Genomic DNA, 12,912 nt, shown 5'->3' on the forward strand with positions numbered 1-12,912 from the left:
GCCTTTCGTTCAACAACGCGACCCGACATGACGGCGCAATATCCTGACGCTAGGATGGCTCCAAACGAACGAGAGGATGCGATGACGGCCGCCCCCGCGACAGCCCCCACCCTTCCCACGCTGGAAGAGTTGCAACACTGGACCTGGGTGATGGGCCGGGCGCAGCAGATGATGATGGAGGCCGCGCTGTCGCCCCCGCCGGAAGGCGTGCCGGTGGTGCAGGGCTTCAACGACCCCGCCACGATGACGCGGGTCCGCGATTTCTGGTCCGATTCGATGGCGCTGTGGCAGCGCTTCGTCGACCCCGCCGCCGAGCCGAGCGTGGCCCCCAAGCCCGATCGCCGGTTCAAGGCCGAGCAGTGGCAGTCGCCGCTCTTCGACTGGATCCGGCAAAGCTATCAGGTGATCTCCGACCATATGCTGCGCGGCGTCGATGCGCTGGAGGGGGTGGAGCCGCGACAGAAGGAGCAGATCCGCTTCGCCGCGCAGGCCTTTGTCGATGCGATGAGCCCGACCAACTTCCCCGCGACCAACCCGGAGGTGCTCGACACGATCGTCGAGACGCGCGGCGAGAATCTGTTGAAGGGTTTGCAGAACATGCTCGCCGATCTGGGGCGCGGGCAACTGACGCACAGCGATTCGCGCGCGTTCGAGGTCGGGCGCAATCTCGCCGCGACGCCTGGCAAAGTCGTCAAGCGGACCGACCTGTACGAACTGATCCACTATACCCCGACCACCAAACAGGTGGCGGCGGTGCCGATCCTGATCTTCCCGCCCTGGATCAACCGCTTCTACATCCTCGACCTTTCCCCTGAGAAGAGCCTGATCAAATGGCTGGTCGATCAGGGGTTCAGCGTCTTCATGGTGTCGTGGAAGTCCGCCGACGCCAGCATGAAGGACGTGATCTGGGACGATTACGTCACCGCGCAGGTCGATGCGGTCGACACGGTGCGCGCGTTGCTGGACGTCGAGTCGGTTCACACCGTCGGTTACTGCGTGGCGGGCACGACGCTGGCCGCGACCCTGGCCTATCTCTCCGCCAAAGGAGAGGCGGCGAAGGTCGCCAGCGCCACCTTCTTCACCGCCCAGGTCGATTTCTCCAAGGCGGGCGAGCTGCTCCACTTCGTCGATGACGAGCAGTTGAAGCTGATCGGTACGCTGTCCCCTGAGGGTTATCTCGACGGGCGCTATCTGGCGATGACCTTCAACCTGTTGCGCGGGCGCGACCTGATCTGGAACTACGTCACCAACAACTATCTGCTGGGGCGCGATTATGTGCCGTTCGACCTGCTCCACTGGAATGGCGACGTCACCAACCTGCCCGCCAAATGGCATCTCAGCTATCTGACCGACCTGTACCGCGACAATCGGCTGATGACCCCCGGCGCGATGGCGGTGGCGGGCGTACCGCTCGACCTGACCAAAGTGGCGACCCCCGCCTATGTCCAGGCGGGGCGCGAGGATCATATCGCCCCAGCCGAAAGCGTGTGGAAGATCACCGAGGCCTTTACCGGCCCCCTTCGCTTCGTGCTGGCGGGATCGGGGCATATCGCTGGTGTGGTGAACCCTCCGGCGGCGGGGAAATATCAATATTGGACCAACGACATGCCCGCCGCGACGCTGGCCGACTTCGTCGCGGGGGCGAAGGAGACGAAGGGAAGCTGGTGGCCCGACTGGGCGGACTGGTTGCGAACCCGCGACTCCGCGACCGTGTCGGCGACCGGTGCGCGGATACCGGGCGAAGGTCCGCTCCCCGCGCTCGACGAAGCGCCCGGACGATACGTCAAGCTGCGCTAGACGGGATTTGCTGCACCGCACAATAGACTTGATTTTCATCATGCGAATCGCTATTGTGCACCGCAACAAATCGGGAGAGCGCTCTTGGATTCGAAGAAGCAGACCGTTCCTGCGGCCAAGCCGCGACGGGCGACCAAGCCGGTAGCGGCCAAGACGTTGCCGGGACTCCCCTCCGACCCCATCCCCGCCGCGAAGCCGGCGGTCGCCGCGACCGCCCCGGCTCCGTCGGTCAGCCCGCCCCTGCCGCCGAAGCAGCCCGAGGCCAAGACGGCACCGGTCGCCGAAAAGCCCATCGTGCCGGTGGCGGCCAAGGGGGTGGACGCCGCACCCAAGGTCGAAAAGCCCCAGGCCGTCAGCGCCCCGGCCAAGCCGGTCGCCGCACCGCCTGCGCCCAAGCCCAGGGTGAAAGCCCAGCCCAAGGCCGTCGAAGCGGCCAAGCCCGCTCCGGCCCCCAGGCCCGAAGCGCCCGCGCCCGAGATTTCTTCCCCGACCGCCGCGGTTTCGGCGGACTCAAAGCCCAAGGACATCATCATGGACGCCACGAGCACCATCGAAAACGCGACCGCCAAGACCCAGGCCTTTTTCGGCGACGCCCAGGCGCGCACCCAGGCCGCGATGGAAAAGAGCAGCAAGCTGTTCGAAGACATGGTCGCCTTCAGCAAGGACAATCTGGAAGCGGTCGTCGAATCGTCGAAGATCGCCGCCAAGGGCGCCGAGTCGCTGGGCCAGGGTGCAGCGGACTATGCCAAGCGCTCGTTCGAAACCGCGACCCAGACGCTGCAAACCCTGTCGGCGGTCAAGTCGCCGACCGAGTTCATGAAGCTCCAGTCGGACTTCGCCCGTTCGGCCTTCGACTCGATGGTCACCGAGACCTCGCGCTCGACCGAGACGATGATGAAGCTGGCCGGCGAAATCGCCCAGCCGCTGAGCAACCGCTTCGCGGTCGCGGCCGAGAAGATGAAGACCGTCGCGTAATGCGCTGACGCTTTCCTTCGCGGGAAAAACGGGGCGGTCACTGCGGTGGCCGCCCTTTTTTGTTGAGCGGGTTCGACGGAGGCATCGCTTGCGGCTTGCCCTCCCCCATCCCCTCCCGCCTGCGGGAGGGGAGCGGCAAGATCGGACGGTTCGATCCATCCGCGAGTTCGACCCTTGGCACGCCCCTCCCGCAAGCGGGAGGGGATGGGGGAGGGCATGGTGTCTCACCGAGACCGACGTCCCCACTGGCATCCCACGCCCGCAAGCCCTATCTTCCCCCCATGTCGTTCTTCGGCCGCTTCTCCCCCGTCCGCGCCATCCGCGACCTGCGTTTCTTCCTGGCGCAGCGCCAGCCCTATGAACTCGTCTTCCTGATGATCGCGATGGGGATCACGGGCTTCTTCATCTACGCCTTCGCGCGCAACGACTATGTGCCGGTGCCGTACAAGCCCGACATCGTCTATGTCGAACAATGGCGCGCCGACCGCACCGATGCGGAGATCAAGGCGCAGCAGAAGATCGACTATGTGAAGAAGAAGGAACGGCTGGCCGAGGAGAAGGCCGCCAGGGAACAACGTCAGGCCGAGTTCAAGAAGGTCGATGACACGCTGAGCCGGTGGGGCTTCTGACCGATCATCGCTGGATGGGCGTGGCGCTGGCGCTGGCGGATCGCGGCGTCGGGCGGACCGCGCCCAATCCCAATGTCGGATGCGTGCTGGTCCGGGACAGCCGGGTCGTGGGACGCGGCTGGACGCAGGCAGGCGGCCGCCCCCATGCCGAGGCGATGGCGCTGGCCGAGGCGGGCGAGGCGGCGCGGGGTTCCACCGCCTATGTCACGCTGGAGCCTTGCGCGCATGTCTCGCTGCGCGGTCCCGCCTGCACCGACCTGCTGATCGCCGCTGGAGTCGCGGGCATCGTCGCCGCGATGGGCGATCCCGACCCACGCACCGATGGGATCGGCTTCGCCCGCGCGCGCGCCGCCGGGATCGCGGTCACGGCCGGGGTGCGCGAGGCGGAGGCGCGGGCGATGATCGCGGGTTTCCTGACCCGCCGGGCGAAGGGCCGCCCCTTCGTCACGCTGAAGCTCGCCACCTCGCTGGACGGCAAGATCGCCCGGCCCGATGGGACAAGCCGCTGGATCACCGGCCCGGAGGCGCGCGCACATACCCATCTGGAGCGCAGCCGCCATGAGGCGATCCTGGTCGGGCGCGGCACATTGGAGGCGGACGCCCCCAGGCTCGACGTCCGCCTGCCGGGCCTGGAGGGCCGAAGCCCCCGCCGCATCCTGCTGTCCCGCACGCCGGAGGCGGGTTGGGACACCATCCCCTCTCCCCACGCCATCGCCGATCTGGCGGGCGTCGACCGGCTGATGGTCGAGGGGGGGGCGAAGACCGCCTCCGCCTTCCTCGCCGGTGATCTGGTCGACCGGCTGCTCCTCTACCGCGCGCCGATCCTGATCGGGGAAGGCCGCGCGGCGCTGGGCGATATCGGGCTGGAGATGCTGGCCGATGCGCATGGTCGCTGGACGCTCACCGACTCGCGGATGCTTGGCAGCGACCGGTTGGAGGTCTACGAGCGCGACTGATATGTTTACCGGGATCGTCACCGACATCGGCTCCGTCTCCGCCGTGGAAAACCGCGGCGACACGCGAGTCGTCATCGCCACCGCCTATGATACGGCCAGCATCGACCTGGGCGCATCGATCGCCTGTTCGGGCGTCTGCCTGACCGTGGTCGAAAAGGGCCCCGACTGGTTCGCGGTCGATGTCTCCGCCGAGACGATCGGGCGCACCGCCGACCAATGGACGAGCGGCCAGCGCCTGAACCTCGAACGCGCGATGAAGCTGGGCGACGAGCTGGGCGGGCATATCGTCACCGGCCATGTCGATGGCGTCGGCACCGTCGTCTCGGTCGCGGAGGAAGGCGGGTCGCACCGGGTGTTCGTAACCGTACCCGCCGACCTCGCCCCCTTCATGGCGACCAAGGGTTCGGTGACGGTCGACGGCGTCTCGCTGACCGTCAACAGCGTCGAGGACCGCGAGGACGGCACCGTCATCGGCCTGAACATCATTCCCCACACCGCCGCCGTCACCACCCTGGGCGGCATTGCGGCGGGCCAGCGCGTCAATATCGAGATCGACGTGCTCGCCCGCTATCTGCAACGCATGGAGCATTATCGTGGCCGCTGATCCGAACGCGCTTTCCGGTCTGCGGCGGGGATTCCTCTCCAGCCCCGAAGAGATCATCGACGAGGCGCGCAACGGCCGCATGTTCATCCTGGTCGATGACGAGGATCGCGAGAATGAAGGCGATCTGGTCATCCCGGCGCAGATGGCGACGCCCGAAAAGGTCAACTTCATGGCGCGGCACGGGCGCGGGCTGATCTGCCTGGCCATGACACGCGAGCGGGTCGACACGCTCGGCCTGCCGCTGATGAGTCCCAAGAACGGGACGCGGCACGAAACCGCCTTCACCATCTCGATCGAGGCGCGCGAGGGCGTCACCACCGGCATCTCCGCCGCCGACCGCGCGCGGACCATCGCGGTGGCGATCGACGCAGGCCATGGGGCCGACTCGATCGTGACGCCGGGCCATGTCTTCCCGCTGGTCGCGCGCGACGGCGGCGTGCTGGTGCGGGCGGGCCATACCGAGGCGGCGGTCGATGTCGCGCGGCTGGCGGGTCTGAACCCCTCGGGCGTGATCTGCGAGATCATGAACGAGGACGGCACGATGGCGCGGATGGACGACCTCGTCTCCTTCGCGCAACTCCATAACCTCAAGATCGGCACGATCCGCGACCTGATCGCCTATCGCCGTCGCTACGACCATCTGGTCGAGTTGCAGTCCGAGGCGACCTTCGAGAGCGAATGGGGCGGCACCTGGACCGCGCGCGCCTATCGCAACAAGGCGACCGGCACCGAGCAGGTGGCGTTGGTCAAGGGCAGGCTCGACACCGACCAGCCGGTACTGGTGCGGATGCACGCGCTGTCGCCCTTTGCCGATGTGTTCGGCGAGGCGGGATCGCGCGGGGCCTTGCTCGCCAAGTCGATGCGGATGATCGCCGAGGAAGGCTCGGGCGTCATCGTCGTGATCAACCGCCCGCGCTCCGACGCCTTCACCACCGCCGTCCGCCTGAAGGCCGGCGAGGAGGTGCAGATCGATATGGAGGAACTGCGCGATTACGGCGTCGGCGCGATGATCCTGGCCGAGCTGGGCGTGCAGGACATGGTGCTGCTGACCAACACGCATCACACGCTGATCGGGCTCGACGGCTATGGCCTGTCGATCGTCGGCGAACGTCGCATTGAAAATTTTGAGGGAGACGCCTGATGGCGCATGTGTTGATCGTCGAGGCGCGCTTCTACGAGCATCTGAACGACCTGCTGCTCGCGGGCGCGCGCGCCGCGATTGAGGAGGCGGGCCACAGCCATGAGACGATCACCGTCCCCGGCGCACTCGAGATCCCGGGCGCGGTCGCGATGGCGGCGGACACCGGCCGCTATGACGCGTTCGTCGCGATCGGCGTGGTGATCCGGGGCGAAACCTATCATTTCGAGATCGTCTCGAACGAGAGCGCGCGCGGGCTGATGGCGCTGACCATGGACGGGCTGCCCATCGGCAACGGCATCATCACCACCGAGAACGAGGCGCAGGCGCTGACCCGTGCCAAGCCCGACGAGAAGAACAAGGGCGGCGAAGCGGCCAAGGCGGCGCTCGCCATGTTGGCGCTCAAGGGCCGGTTCGGGTGACATCCCCCGTCCTCCAGACCGAGCGGCTGATCCTCCGGGTGCCCTCGGCGGAGGATTTCGAGGCCTGGGCGGCTTTCCATGCCGAGGAGGACACGATGCGTTTCCTCGGCGGCGTACAGGCGCGCGGGGCGGCGTGGCGTTATCTCTGCACCATGGTCGGTGCGTGGAGCGTGCGCGGCTTCGCCATGTTCTCGGTGATCGAGCGCGACACCGGCCGCTGGGTCGGGCGGATCGGCCCCTGGCAGCCGGAAGGCTGGCCGGGGCGCGAGGTGGCCTGGGGCGTGGCGCGCGAATTCGCCGGACGCGGCTATGCCTATGAGGCGGCGTGCGCGGCGATGGACTATGCGGTCGATGTGCTCGGCTGGGACCATGTGATCCACACCATCGACCCGGAGAATTACGGCTCGATCAAGCTGGCGCAGCGGCTGGGCGCGGTGAACGAGGGGCCGGTGAGCCTGCCCGCGCCGCTGGAGAGTTTCCGCGTCGACGCCTGGGGCCAGAGCGCCGACCAGTGGCGCGCGCGGCGGGGACGCGCTGCGGAATGACCGACATGCCGCCCACCCGCTTTCGCGTCGTCGAGCGGGGTCGGCGGCTGGAGGTGATCGATACCATGGCGGGCAAGGCGGCGCCTGCGCGTCGGACGGAGGCGCCGCGTCTGGCGGACGGCAAGACGTCGCGTTTCAAGCTGCCCGAAAAGGTCCGCTTCGATGGCGGCGGGTCCTGGACGACCGATGGCTTCTACGATGCGAAGGGGCCGCGTACCGTGACGCTGGACGCGGGCGCGATGCGGAGGCTGCGCTATGCCGGGGCGGCAGCGCTGGCACTGGTGATGGTGTGGGCGGCGCTGGGTTTTGCGATTCCGATCGTGTGGGGCGCGCCGATGCTGCTGCTCAACCCCAAGGTTCGCGAAACGGTGCGGGGGCAGGTGACGACGTTGATCGACGGGCTGGATAGCGGCGGATAACGCCCCGCCCTCCGTTCACGCTGAGCGAAGTCGAAGCGCACGTTCCGCGATGGCCGCCAGGGTTTCCCTTGGCCTTCGACTTCGCTCAGGCTGAACGGAGGTAGGGGGAAAGAAATGCGCTCCCAACGGACGTCACCCCGGCGGAGGCCGGGGTCCAGATGCCGCCAAGTCTGTTGTTCAACCCGGCCAGCCCCTTCGCCACCACATCACAACTGGATCCCGGCCTTCGCCGGGGTGGTTGGGGGGTGGGAGAAACCCCCGCCCCCCGCCTTGTCACGCCGCCCGCGCGGCTTCGTCGAGCGTCGGGTAATCGATATACCCCTCCGGCCCCTGGCTGTACCAGGTCTTCATGTCGCTCTGGTTCAGCGGCGCATCGGTGCGCAGCCGCTCAGGGAGGTCGGGATTGGCCAGGAAGGTCCGCCCGAACGCGATCCCGTCCGCCACGCCCGAATCGATCGCTTCTTGCGCCTTGGCCCGGCTGTCGAAGTCGCTGTTCAGAATCAGCGGCCCCTGGAAGACCTCACGGATCTGCGGCGACAGCTTGGGCACGTCGGTCGCGCCGTAAGTGCCGTCCGGCCCGATCTCACGCAGTTCGAGAAAGGCGATGCCGAGGTCCGACAGCATCTTCGCGGCGGGCACGAAGACCGAAGCCGGATCGCTGTCGTCCACACCCTGGCTGTCGCCATTGGGCGAGAGGCGGACGGCGACTCGATCCTTGCCCGCGACCGCGATCACCCGCTCGGTGATCTCACGGAGCAGGCGGATGCGGTTTTCCGGCGAGCCGCCATATTCGTCTTCGCGGTGATTGGCCCCGTCGCGCAGGAATTCGTCGATCAGATAGCCGTTGGCGGCGTGAATCTGCACCCCGTCGAACCCGGCGCGCATCGCGTTGCGCGTCGCCAGTTCATAATCGTCGAGCAGGCGCGGGATTTCGGACAGTTCGAGCGGACGGGCCGTCTCGAAATCCTGCTTGCCCTCGAAGGTATGCGCCTGCCCCTCGGTCCGCGTCGCCGAGGACGATACCGGCTGCATCCCCGTCACCGAGCTGTGCACCTGGCGGCCCATATGCCAGAGTTGCGCGACGATCCGGCCGCCCGCCTTGTGCACGGCGGCGGTCACCGGCTTCCAGGCCTCGACCTGCTCGTCGGTCCACAGGCCGGGTGCATAGGGCCAGCCCAGCCCTTCACGGCTGATGCCCGTGGCTTCCGAGATGATCAGGCCCGCACTCGCGCGCTGGGCATAATATTGCGCCATGATCGGCGTCGGCACCGCCTCGCGCGTAGCGCGCGCGCGGGTCAGCGGGGCCATCAGGATACGGTTGGGGGCGTGAATGGCGCCCAGATGGATGGGATCGAACAGCGTTGGCATCAAAATGCAATCCTTCTGCGGCCTTTCTGGCCTGACGCAACGCAGATAGGAGGTAAAGGGAGCCCATGCCCGTGTTCCGCGCCCCAAGAAAAAGTGAACGACCTGAAAGGGATGGTCTTTCCGACCGGAACGGGCCGATCACGACGCCGCCCCTGGCCTTCGCGGCGGTCATTCTCGCCAATGTCGCGCTCGCCTTCGGGCCGCTGCTGGTGCGGATGGCCGATACCGGGCCGGTCGCCTCGGGCTTCTGGCGGATCGCGCTGGCCGCGCCGGTGCTGGCGTTGGTCGCATCGCTCGGCCCCGCTCGCCCCCGTATGCCGGGCCAGGGGCAGGTGGGGCTCTGGGTCCTGCTGCTGATCGGCGGGGTCGCCTTTGCGGGTGATCTGGGCACCTGGCATATCGGTATCGAGCAGACGACGATGGCCAACGCCACGCTGTTCGGCAATTCGGCGACCTTCATCTTCCCGCTCTATGGCTTCCTCGTCGCGCGCGCCTGGCCCTCACGGGCGCAAGGGGTGGCGCTGATCCTGGCGGCGGTCGGCGCGGGGTTGTTGATGGGCCGCAGCTATCAGGTCGATCCGCGCCATCTGGTCGGCGATCTCCTCTGCGTGCTCGCCGGGCTGCTCTATGCGGTCTATTTCATCCTGATGTCGCGGGTGCGCGTCGCGATGCCGCCGGTCCCGGCGCTCGCCTGGTCGACCGTGGCCAGCATCGTGCCACTGCTCATCTTCGCCCTGATGCTGGGCGAGCGGATATGGCCCGGCCATTGGGGACCGCTCATCCTGCTGGCGGTGGGGAGCCAGATCGTCGGCCAAGGGTTGATGATCTATGCGCTGGGGCTGCTCAGCCCGCTGGTGATCGGGCTGGCCCTGCTGGTCCAACCGATGGTGGCGACGGCGATCGGCTGGATCGTCTATGGCGAGACGCTGGCGCTGCCCGATCTGGTGGGCGTCGCGATGGTGGCGGTCGCGCTGGTGCTGGTGCGGCGCGGATCGACGAGGAGGGTTGCCAAGACCGGCGATAGGAACGACGAGTGATGCATATGACCGAGGCTGCCATGACCGATGTTCAGGACCTGACGCTCGACGAGGTACGCGCGCTGCTGGCGCAGGGGATCGCGTCCAACGCGGCCTTTGACGGCTGGGGCGACGCCGCCCGCGACATGGCGGCGGATGCGGCCGGGGTCGACCGCGACATCGCGCGACTCGCCTTCAAGGATGGGCCGGTCGCGATGATCGACGCGTGGTTTTCGGCAATCGATGCGGCGATGGTCCAGGCGGTCCCCGTCGAACAAGCCGCCGCGATGAAGATTCGCCAGCGCATCACCGCGCTGGTCGAGGCCCGACTGGCGGCGGTCGCGCCCAATCGCGAGGCGCTCCGCCGCGCGCTGACCATCCTGGCGATGCCGCAGAACGCCGCCACCGGCGCGCGACTCGGCTGGCGGACGGTCGATACGATCTGGGCACAGGCGGGCGATACCGCGACCGATTACAATCACTATACCAAGCGGGCGACGCTGTTCGCGGTCTATGCCGCGACGATCGCCACCTTCCTGAACGACGATAGCGAGGATCACGCCGACACCCGCGCCTTCCTCGCGCGGCGGATCGAGGGGATCATGCGGTTCGAGAAGTGGAAGGCCGGCATGGTCAAGCGCGGCGGAAATAGGCCGAGTCTGTCGCGGTTTATCGGGCGGTTGCGTTATCCGGCGGTGTGAGGGGAGTGGAGGTGACGGATTCCCTTGGCCTTCGACTTCGCTCAGGCTGAACGGGGGCGAGGAATGGCTGAACGGGGCGAGATGCCCGGCATGTATACCAATCTCCGTTCAGGCTGAGCGAAGTCGAAGCCCACGCCCCAAACCTCACATCCATTTCACGAACAGGTAATTGATAATCACTCGCACCGGGGTTATGTACGCCCCATGGCGATGTTGAGCAGTCTCGAAACCCTTCCCCGCCGGCAACCGGCGACCGTGGCCGCGATCGACTGGGCGCAACTGGCCGTGCCGGAGGCGCGTCGCCTGCGCGAACTGGGCTTCGACGAAGGCGTGGGGGTCGAGGTGCTGCACCGCGCGACATTGGGCGGTGGCCCGATCGCCTGCCGGATCGGACGCATGACGGTGGCGCTGCGCCGCCGGGTCGCGGCTTCGATCCGCGTCGCCACGGGCGCTTGAGGCCCAGCCGGATATAATGAACGCCGCACCGCTGGTCGCGCTCGTCGGCAATCCCAATGCCGGCAAAAGCGCCCTGTTCAACGCGCTCACCGGCGCGCGGCAGAAGGTCGGCAATTATCCCGGCGTCACCGTCGAGCGCCATTCGGGCCGCCTCGTGCTGGAGGATGGCCGTCCGGTCGAGCTGGTCGACCTGCCCGGTGCCTATAGCCTCGATCCCGGCAGCCTGGACGAACAGGTCACGCGCAACGTCGTCATGGGATCGCAGGCGGGCGAGCGCCGGCCCGACGCGCTGGTCGTGGTGGTCGATGCCGCCAATCTCGACAATCATCTGCGCTTCGCCCTGCAACTCATCGCGCTGGGCCTGCCGGTCGTGGTCGCGCTCAACATGGTCGATCTGGCCGAGCGCGACGGGCTGACGCTCGACGCCGATATCCTGGCGCGCGAACTGGGGGTGAAGGTCATTCCCACCGTGGCGGTGCGCCGTCGCGGGCTGGACGCGCTGAAGGGTGAGATCGATCGGCTGGTATCCGAGGAGCGGGCGCATCCGGTCGCGGCTGCCGACAAGATCGACGATATCGTTACCCTGCAACGCCGCGCGCGCCAGATCGCGGCGACCGCGACCGTGGCCGAGACGCCGACGCGCCGCTGGACGCACATGCTCGACTCGGTCGCGCTGCATCCCATTTTCGGGCCGATCCTTCTGGTCGGACTGCTCTTCATCATGTTCCAGGCGGTCTTCGCCTGGTCCGAAGCCCCCATAAGCTGGATCGAACAGGGCTTCGTCTGGCTGGAGGCGCAGGTGGGTGCGACCCTGCCCGAGGGCTGGTTCCGCAGCCTCATCACCGACGGCCTGATCGCCGGTGTCGGCGCGGTCATCGTCTTCCTGCCGCAGATCCTGATCCTGTTCCTGTTCATCCTGGTGCTGGAGGCGACCGGCTATATGGTCCGCGCGGCCTTCCTGATGGACCGGCTGATGGCGCAGGTGGGGCTGTCGGGACGTGCCTTCATCCCCCTCCTCTCCTCCTTCGCCTGCGCGGTGCCGGGTATCATGGCGACGCGCACGATCGATGACGAGAAGGACCGGTTGACCACGATCCTGATTGCGCCGCTGATGACCTGTTCGGCGCGGCTGCCCGTCTATACTATCATCATCAGCGCCTTCATCCCCGACCGTCAGGTGCTGCCGTTCGTCGGCTTGCAGGGGCTGGTGCTGCTCGGCCTCTATCTGATGGGCATCATCGGCGCGTTCGTCGCCGCGCTGCTGCTGCGCCGCACCGTCACCAAGGGTGCGTCGTCGGGCTTTATGATGGAGATGCCCAAATATCAGTGGCCGCATATCCGCGACGTGTTGCTCGGCCTGTGGAGCCGCGCGCTGATCTTCCTGAAGCGCGCGGGCACCACGATCGCGCTGACCACCGTCATCCTGTGGGCGCTGCTGTCCTTCCCCAAGCCGCCCGAGGGGTCGGGGATCTCGCCGGTCGACTATTCGATCGCGGGCCGCATCGCGAGCGGGATCGAGGTCGTGGTCCGCCCGATCGGCTTCAACCGCGACATCGCGCTGGCGCTGGTGCCCGCCATGGCCGCGCGCGAAGTGGCGGTGGCCGCCATCGGCACCGTCTATGCCATCGACGATACCGAGCATGAGGGCGGGCAGAAGGCGATGACCGAAAAGCTCAAGCGCAACTGGTCGCTGCCCACCGCGCTCGCCTTCCTGATGTGGTTCGTCTTCGCGCCGCAGTGCATCTCCACCATCGCGGTCACCCGCCGCGAAACCAACGGGTGGAAATGGCCCGCCTTCATGGTGGCGTACTTGTTCATCACCGCCTATGTCATGGCGGGCATCACATATTGGCTGGCCGTTTTCGCCGGCCTCTAGAACAAGCACA

General features: G+C 67.3%; 14 protein-coding genes. 13 read left to right on the forward strand and 1 reads right to left on the reverse strand.

The genetic code is table 11. The features are described 5' to 3' along the window. Positions 1 to 81: 81 nt before the first annotated feature. From QE379_RS00990 to QE379_RS01030, 9 genes are all read left to right on the forward strand, one after another. A complete protein-coding gene (locus QE379_RS00990) occupies positions 82 to 1,797 on the forward strand; it encodes an alpha/beta hydrolase (protein WP_306996982.1) in 1,716 nt (571 codons plus the stop codon). Between the two features lie 84 nt (positions 1,798 to 1,881). Further along, positions 1,882 to 2,772, forward strand: a complete 891-nt coding sequence (locus QE379_RS00995; protein WP_306996984.1) for a phasin family protein — start codon at positions 1,882 to 1,884, stop codon at positions 2,770 to 2,772. Positions 2,773 to 3,053: 281 nt separating this feature from the next. Further along, on the forward strand, positions 3,054 to 3,401 hold the full coding sequence (locus QE379_RS01000; RefSeq protein WP_306996986.1) for a hypothetical protein: 348 nt from the start codon (positions 3,054 to 3,056) through the stop codon (positions 3,399 to 3,401). Positions 3,402 to 3,415: 14 nt separating this feature from the next. Further along, positions 3,416 to 4,357, forward strand: coding sequence for a bifunctional diaminohydroxyphosphoribosylaminopyrimidine deaminase/5-amino-6-(5-phosphoribosylamino)uracil reductase RibD (gene ribD, locus QE379_RS01005; RefSeq protein ID WP_307003015.1), 942 nt, complete (start codon positions 3,416 to 3,418; stop codon positions 4,355 to 4,357). A gap of 1 nt (position 4,358) precedes the next feature. After that, a complete protein-coding gene (locus QE379_RS01010; RefSeq protein WP_306996988.1) occupies positions 4,359 to 4,961 on the forward strand; it encodes a riboflavin synthase in 603 nt (200 codons plus the stop codon). Continuing rightward, the gene (gene ribB, locus QE379_RS01015; protein ID WP_306996990.1) at positions 4,951 to 6,102 is read left to right on the forward strand and encodes a 3,4-dihydroxy-2-butanone-4-phosphate synthase; all 1,152 of its coding nucleotides are present in this window, start codon (positions 4,951 to 4,953) and stop codon (positions 6,100 to 6,102) included. Before QE379_RS01010 ends, ribB begins: the two co-directional genes overlap by 11 nt. Continuing rightward, the gene (ribH, locus tag QE379_RS01020) at positions 6,102 to 6,521 is read left to right on the forward strand and encodes a 6,7-dimethyl-8-ribityllumazine synthase (protein ID WP_042488209.1); all 420 of its coding nucleotides are present in this window, start codon (positions 6,102 to 6,104) and stop codon (positions 6,519 to 6,521) included. The genes ribB and ribH overlap by 1 nt, the downstream gene beginning before the upstream one ends. Continuing rightward, the gene (locus tag QE379_RS01025) at positions 6,518 to 7,066 is read left to right on the forward strand and encodes a GNAT family N-acetyltransferase (protein WP_306996993.1); all 549 of its coding nucleotides are present in this window, start codon (positions 6,518 to 6,520) and stop codon (positions 7,064 to 7,066) included. Before ribH ends, QE379_RS01025 begins: the two co-directional genes overlap by 4 nt. Further along, entirely contained in the window at positions 7,063 to 7,485 is a 423-nt protein-coding gene (locus QE379_RS01030) for a hypothetical protein (RefSeq protein ID WP_306996995.1), read from the forward strand. The genes QE379_RS01025 and QE379_RS01030 overlap by 4 nt, the downstream gene beginning before the upstream one ends. 273 nt (positions 7,486 to 7,758) lie before the next feature. Here QE379_RS01030 and QE379_RS01035 read toward each other — a convergent pair whose 3' ends face one another. Beyond that, positions 7,759 to 8,853: an alkene reductase gene (locus QE379_RS01035; RefSeq protein ID WP_306996997.1), complete on the reverse strand. Its 1,095-nt coding sequence runs from the start codon at positions 8,851 to 8,853 to the stop codon at positions 7,759 to 7,761. A gap of 65 nt (positions 8,854 to 8,918) precedes the next feature. Between QE379_RS01035 and QE379_RS01040 the strand changes: the two genes are divergently transcribed. From QE379_RS01040 to QE379_RS01055, 4 genes are all read left to right on the forward strand, one after another. Next, the gene (locus tag QE379_RS01040; protein ID WP_306996999.1) at positions 8,919 to 9,890 is read left to right on the forward strand and encodes a DMT family transporter; all 972 of its coding nucleotides are present in this window, start codon (positions 8,919 to 8,921) and stop codon (positions 9,888 to 9,890) included. 5 nt (positions 9,891 to 9,895) lie between these two features. Further along, positions 9,896 to 10,570 carry a COQ9 family protein gene (locus QE379_RS01045; protein WP_306997001.1) on the forward strand — a complete coding sequence of 225 codons (675 nt, stop codon included), beginning with the start codon at positions 9,896 to 9,898 and terminating at the stop codon, positions 10,568 to 10,570. 204 nt (positions 10,571 to 10,774) lie between these two features. Further along, positions 10,775 to 11,026: a ferrous iron transport protein A gene (locus QE379_RS01050; protein ID WP_373461701.1), complete on the forward strand. Its 252-nt coding sequence runs from the start codon at positions 10,775 to 10,777 to the stop codon at positions 11,024 to 11,026. A 16-nt stretch (positions 11,027 to 11,042) separates the two neighbouring features. After that, positions 11,043 to 12,902 carry a ferrous iron transporter B gene (locus tag QE379_RS01055; protein WP_306997004.1) on the forward strand — a complete coding sequence of 620 codons (1,860 nt, stop codon included), beginning with the start codon at positions 11,043 to 11,045 and terminating at the stop codon, positions 12,900 to 12,902. Positions 12,903 to 12,912: the final 10 nt, after the last annotated feature.

The organism is Sphingomonas sp. SORGH_AS_0879 (assembly GCF_030819175.1).
GTDB lineage: Bacteria > Pseudomonadota > Alphaproteobacteria > Sphingomonadales > Sphingomonadaceae > Sphingomonas.

What these genes read in the sequence shown, in the direction of transcription:
- QE379_RS00990 (WP_306996982.1), top strand. Translation starts at nt 82, where the DNA reads ATGACGGCCGCCCCCGCGACAGCCCCCACCCTTCCCACGCTGGAAGAG.
- QE379_RS01000 (WP_306996986.1), top strand. Translation starts at nt 3,054, where the DNA reads ATGTCGTTCTTCGGCCGCTTCTCCCCCGTCCGCGCCATCCGCGACCTG.
- ribD (WP_307003015.1), top strand. Translation starts at nt 3,416, where the DNA reads ATGGGCGTGGCGCTGGCGCTGGCGGATCGCGGCGTCGGGCGGACCGCG.
- QE379_RS01010 (WP_306996988.1), top strand. Translation starts at nt 4,359, where the DNA reads ATGTTTACCGGGATCGTCACCGACATCGGCTCCGTCTCCGCCGTGGAA.
- ribH (WP_042488209.1), top strand. Translation starts at nt 6,102, where the DNA reads ATGGCGCATGTGTTGATCGTCGAGGCGCGCTTCTACGAGCATCTGAAC.
- QE379_RS01030 (WP_306996995.1), top strand. Translation starts at nt 7,063, where the DNA reads ATGACCGACATGCCGCCCACCCGCTTTCGCGTCGTCGAGCGGGGTCGG.
- QE379_RS01035 (WP_306996997.1), bottom strand. Translation starts at nt 8,853, where the DNA reads ATGCCAACGCTGTTCGATCCCATCCATCTGGGCGCCATTCACGCCCCC.
- QE379_RS01040 (WP_306996999.1), top strand. Translation starts at nt 8,919, where the DNA reads ATGCCCGTGTTCCGCGCCCCAAGAAAAAGTGAACGACCTGAAAGGGAT.
- QE379_RS01045 (WP_306997001.1), top strand. Translation starts at nt 9,896, where the DNA reads ATGACCGAGGCTGCCATGACCGATGTTCAGGACCTGACGCTCGACGAG.
- QE379_RS01050 (WP_373461701.1), top strand. Translation starts at nt 10,775, where the DNA reads ATGGCGATGTTGAGCAGTCTCGAAACCCTTCCCCGCCGGCAACCGGCG.
- QE379_RS01055 (WP_306997004.1), top strand. Translation starts at nt 11,043, where the DNA reads ATGAACGCCGCACCGCTGGTCGCGCTCGTCGGCAATCCCAATGCCGGC.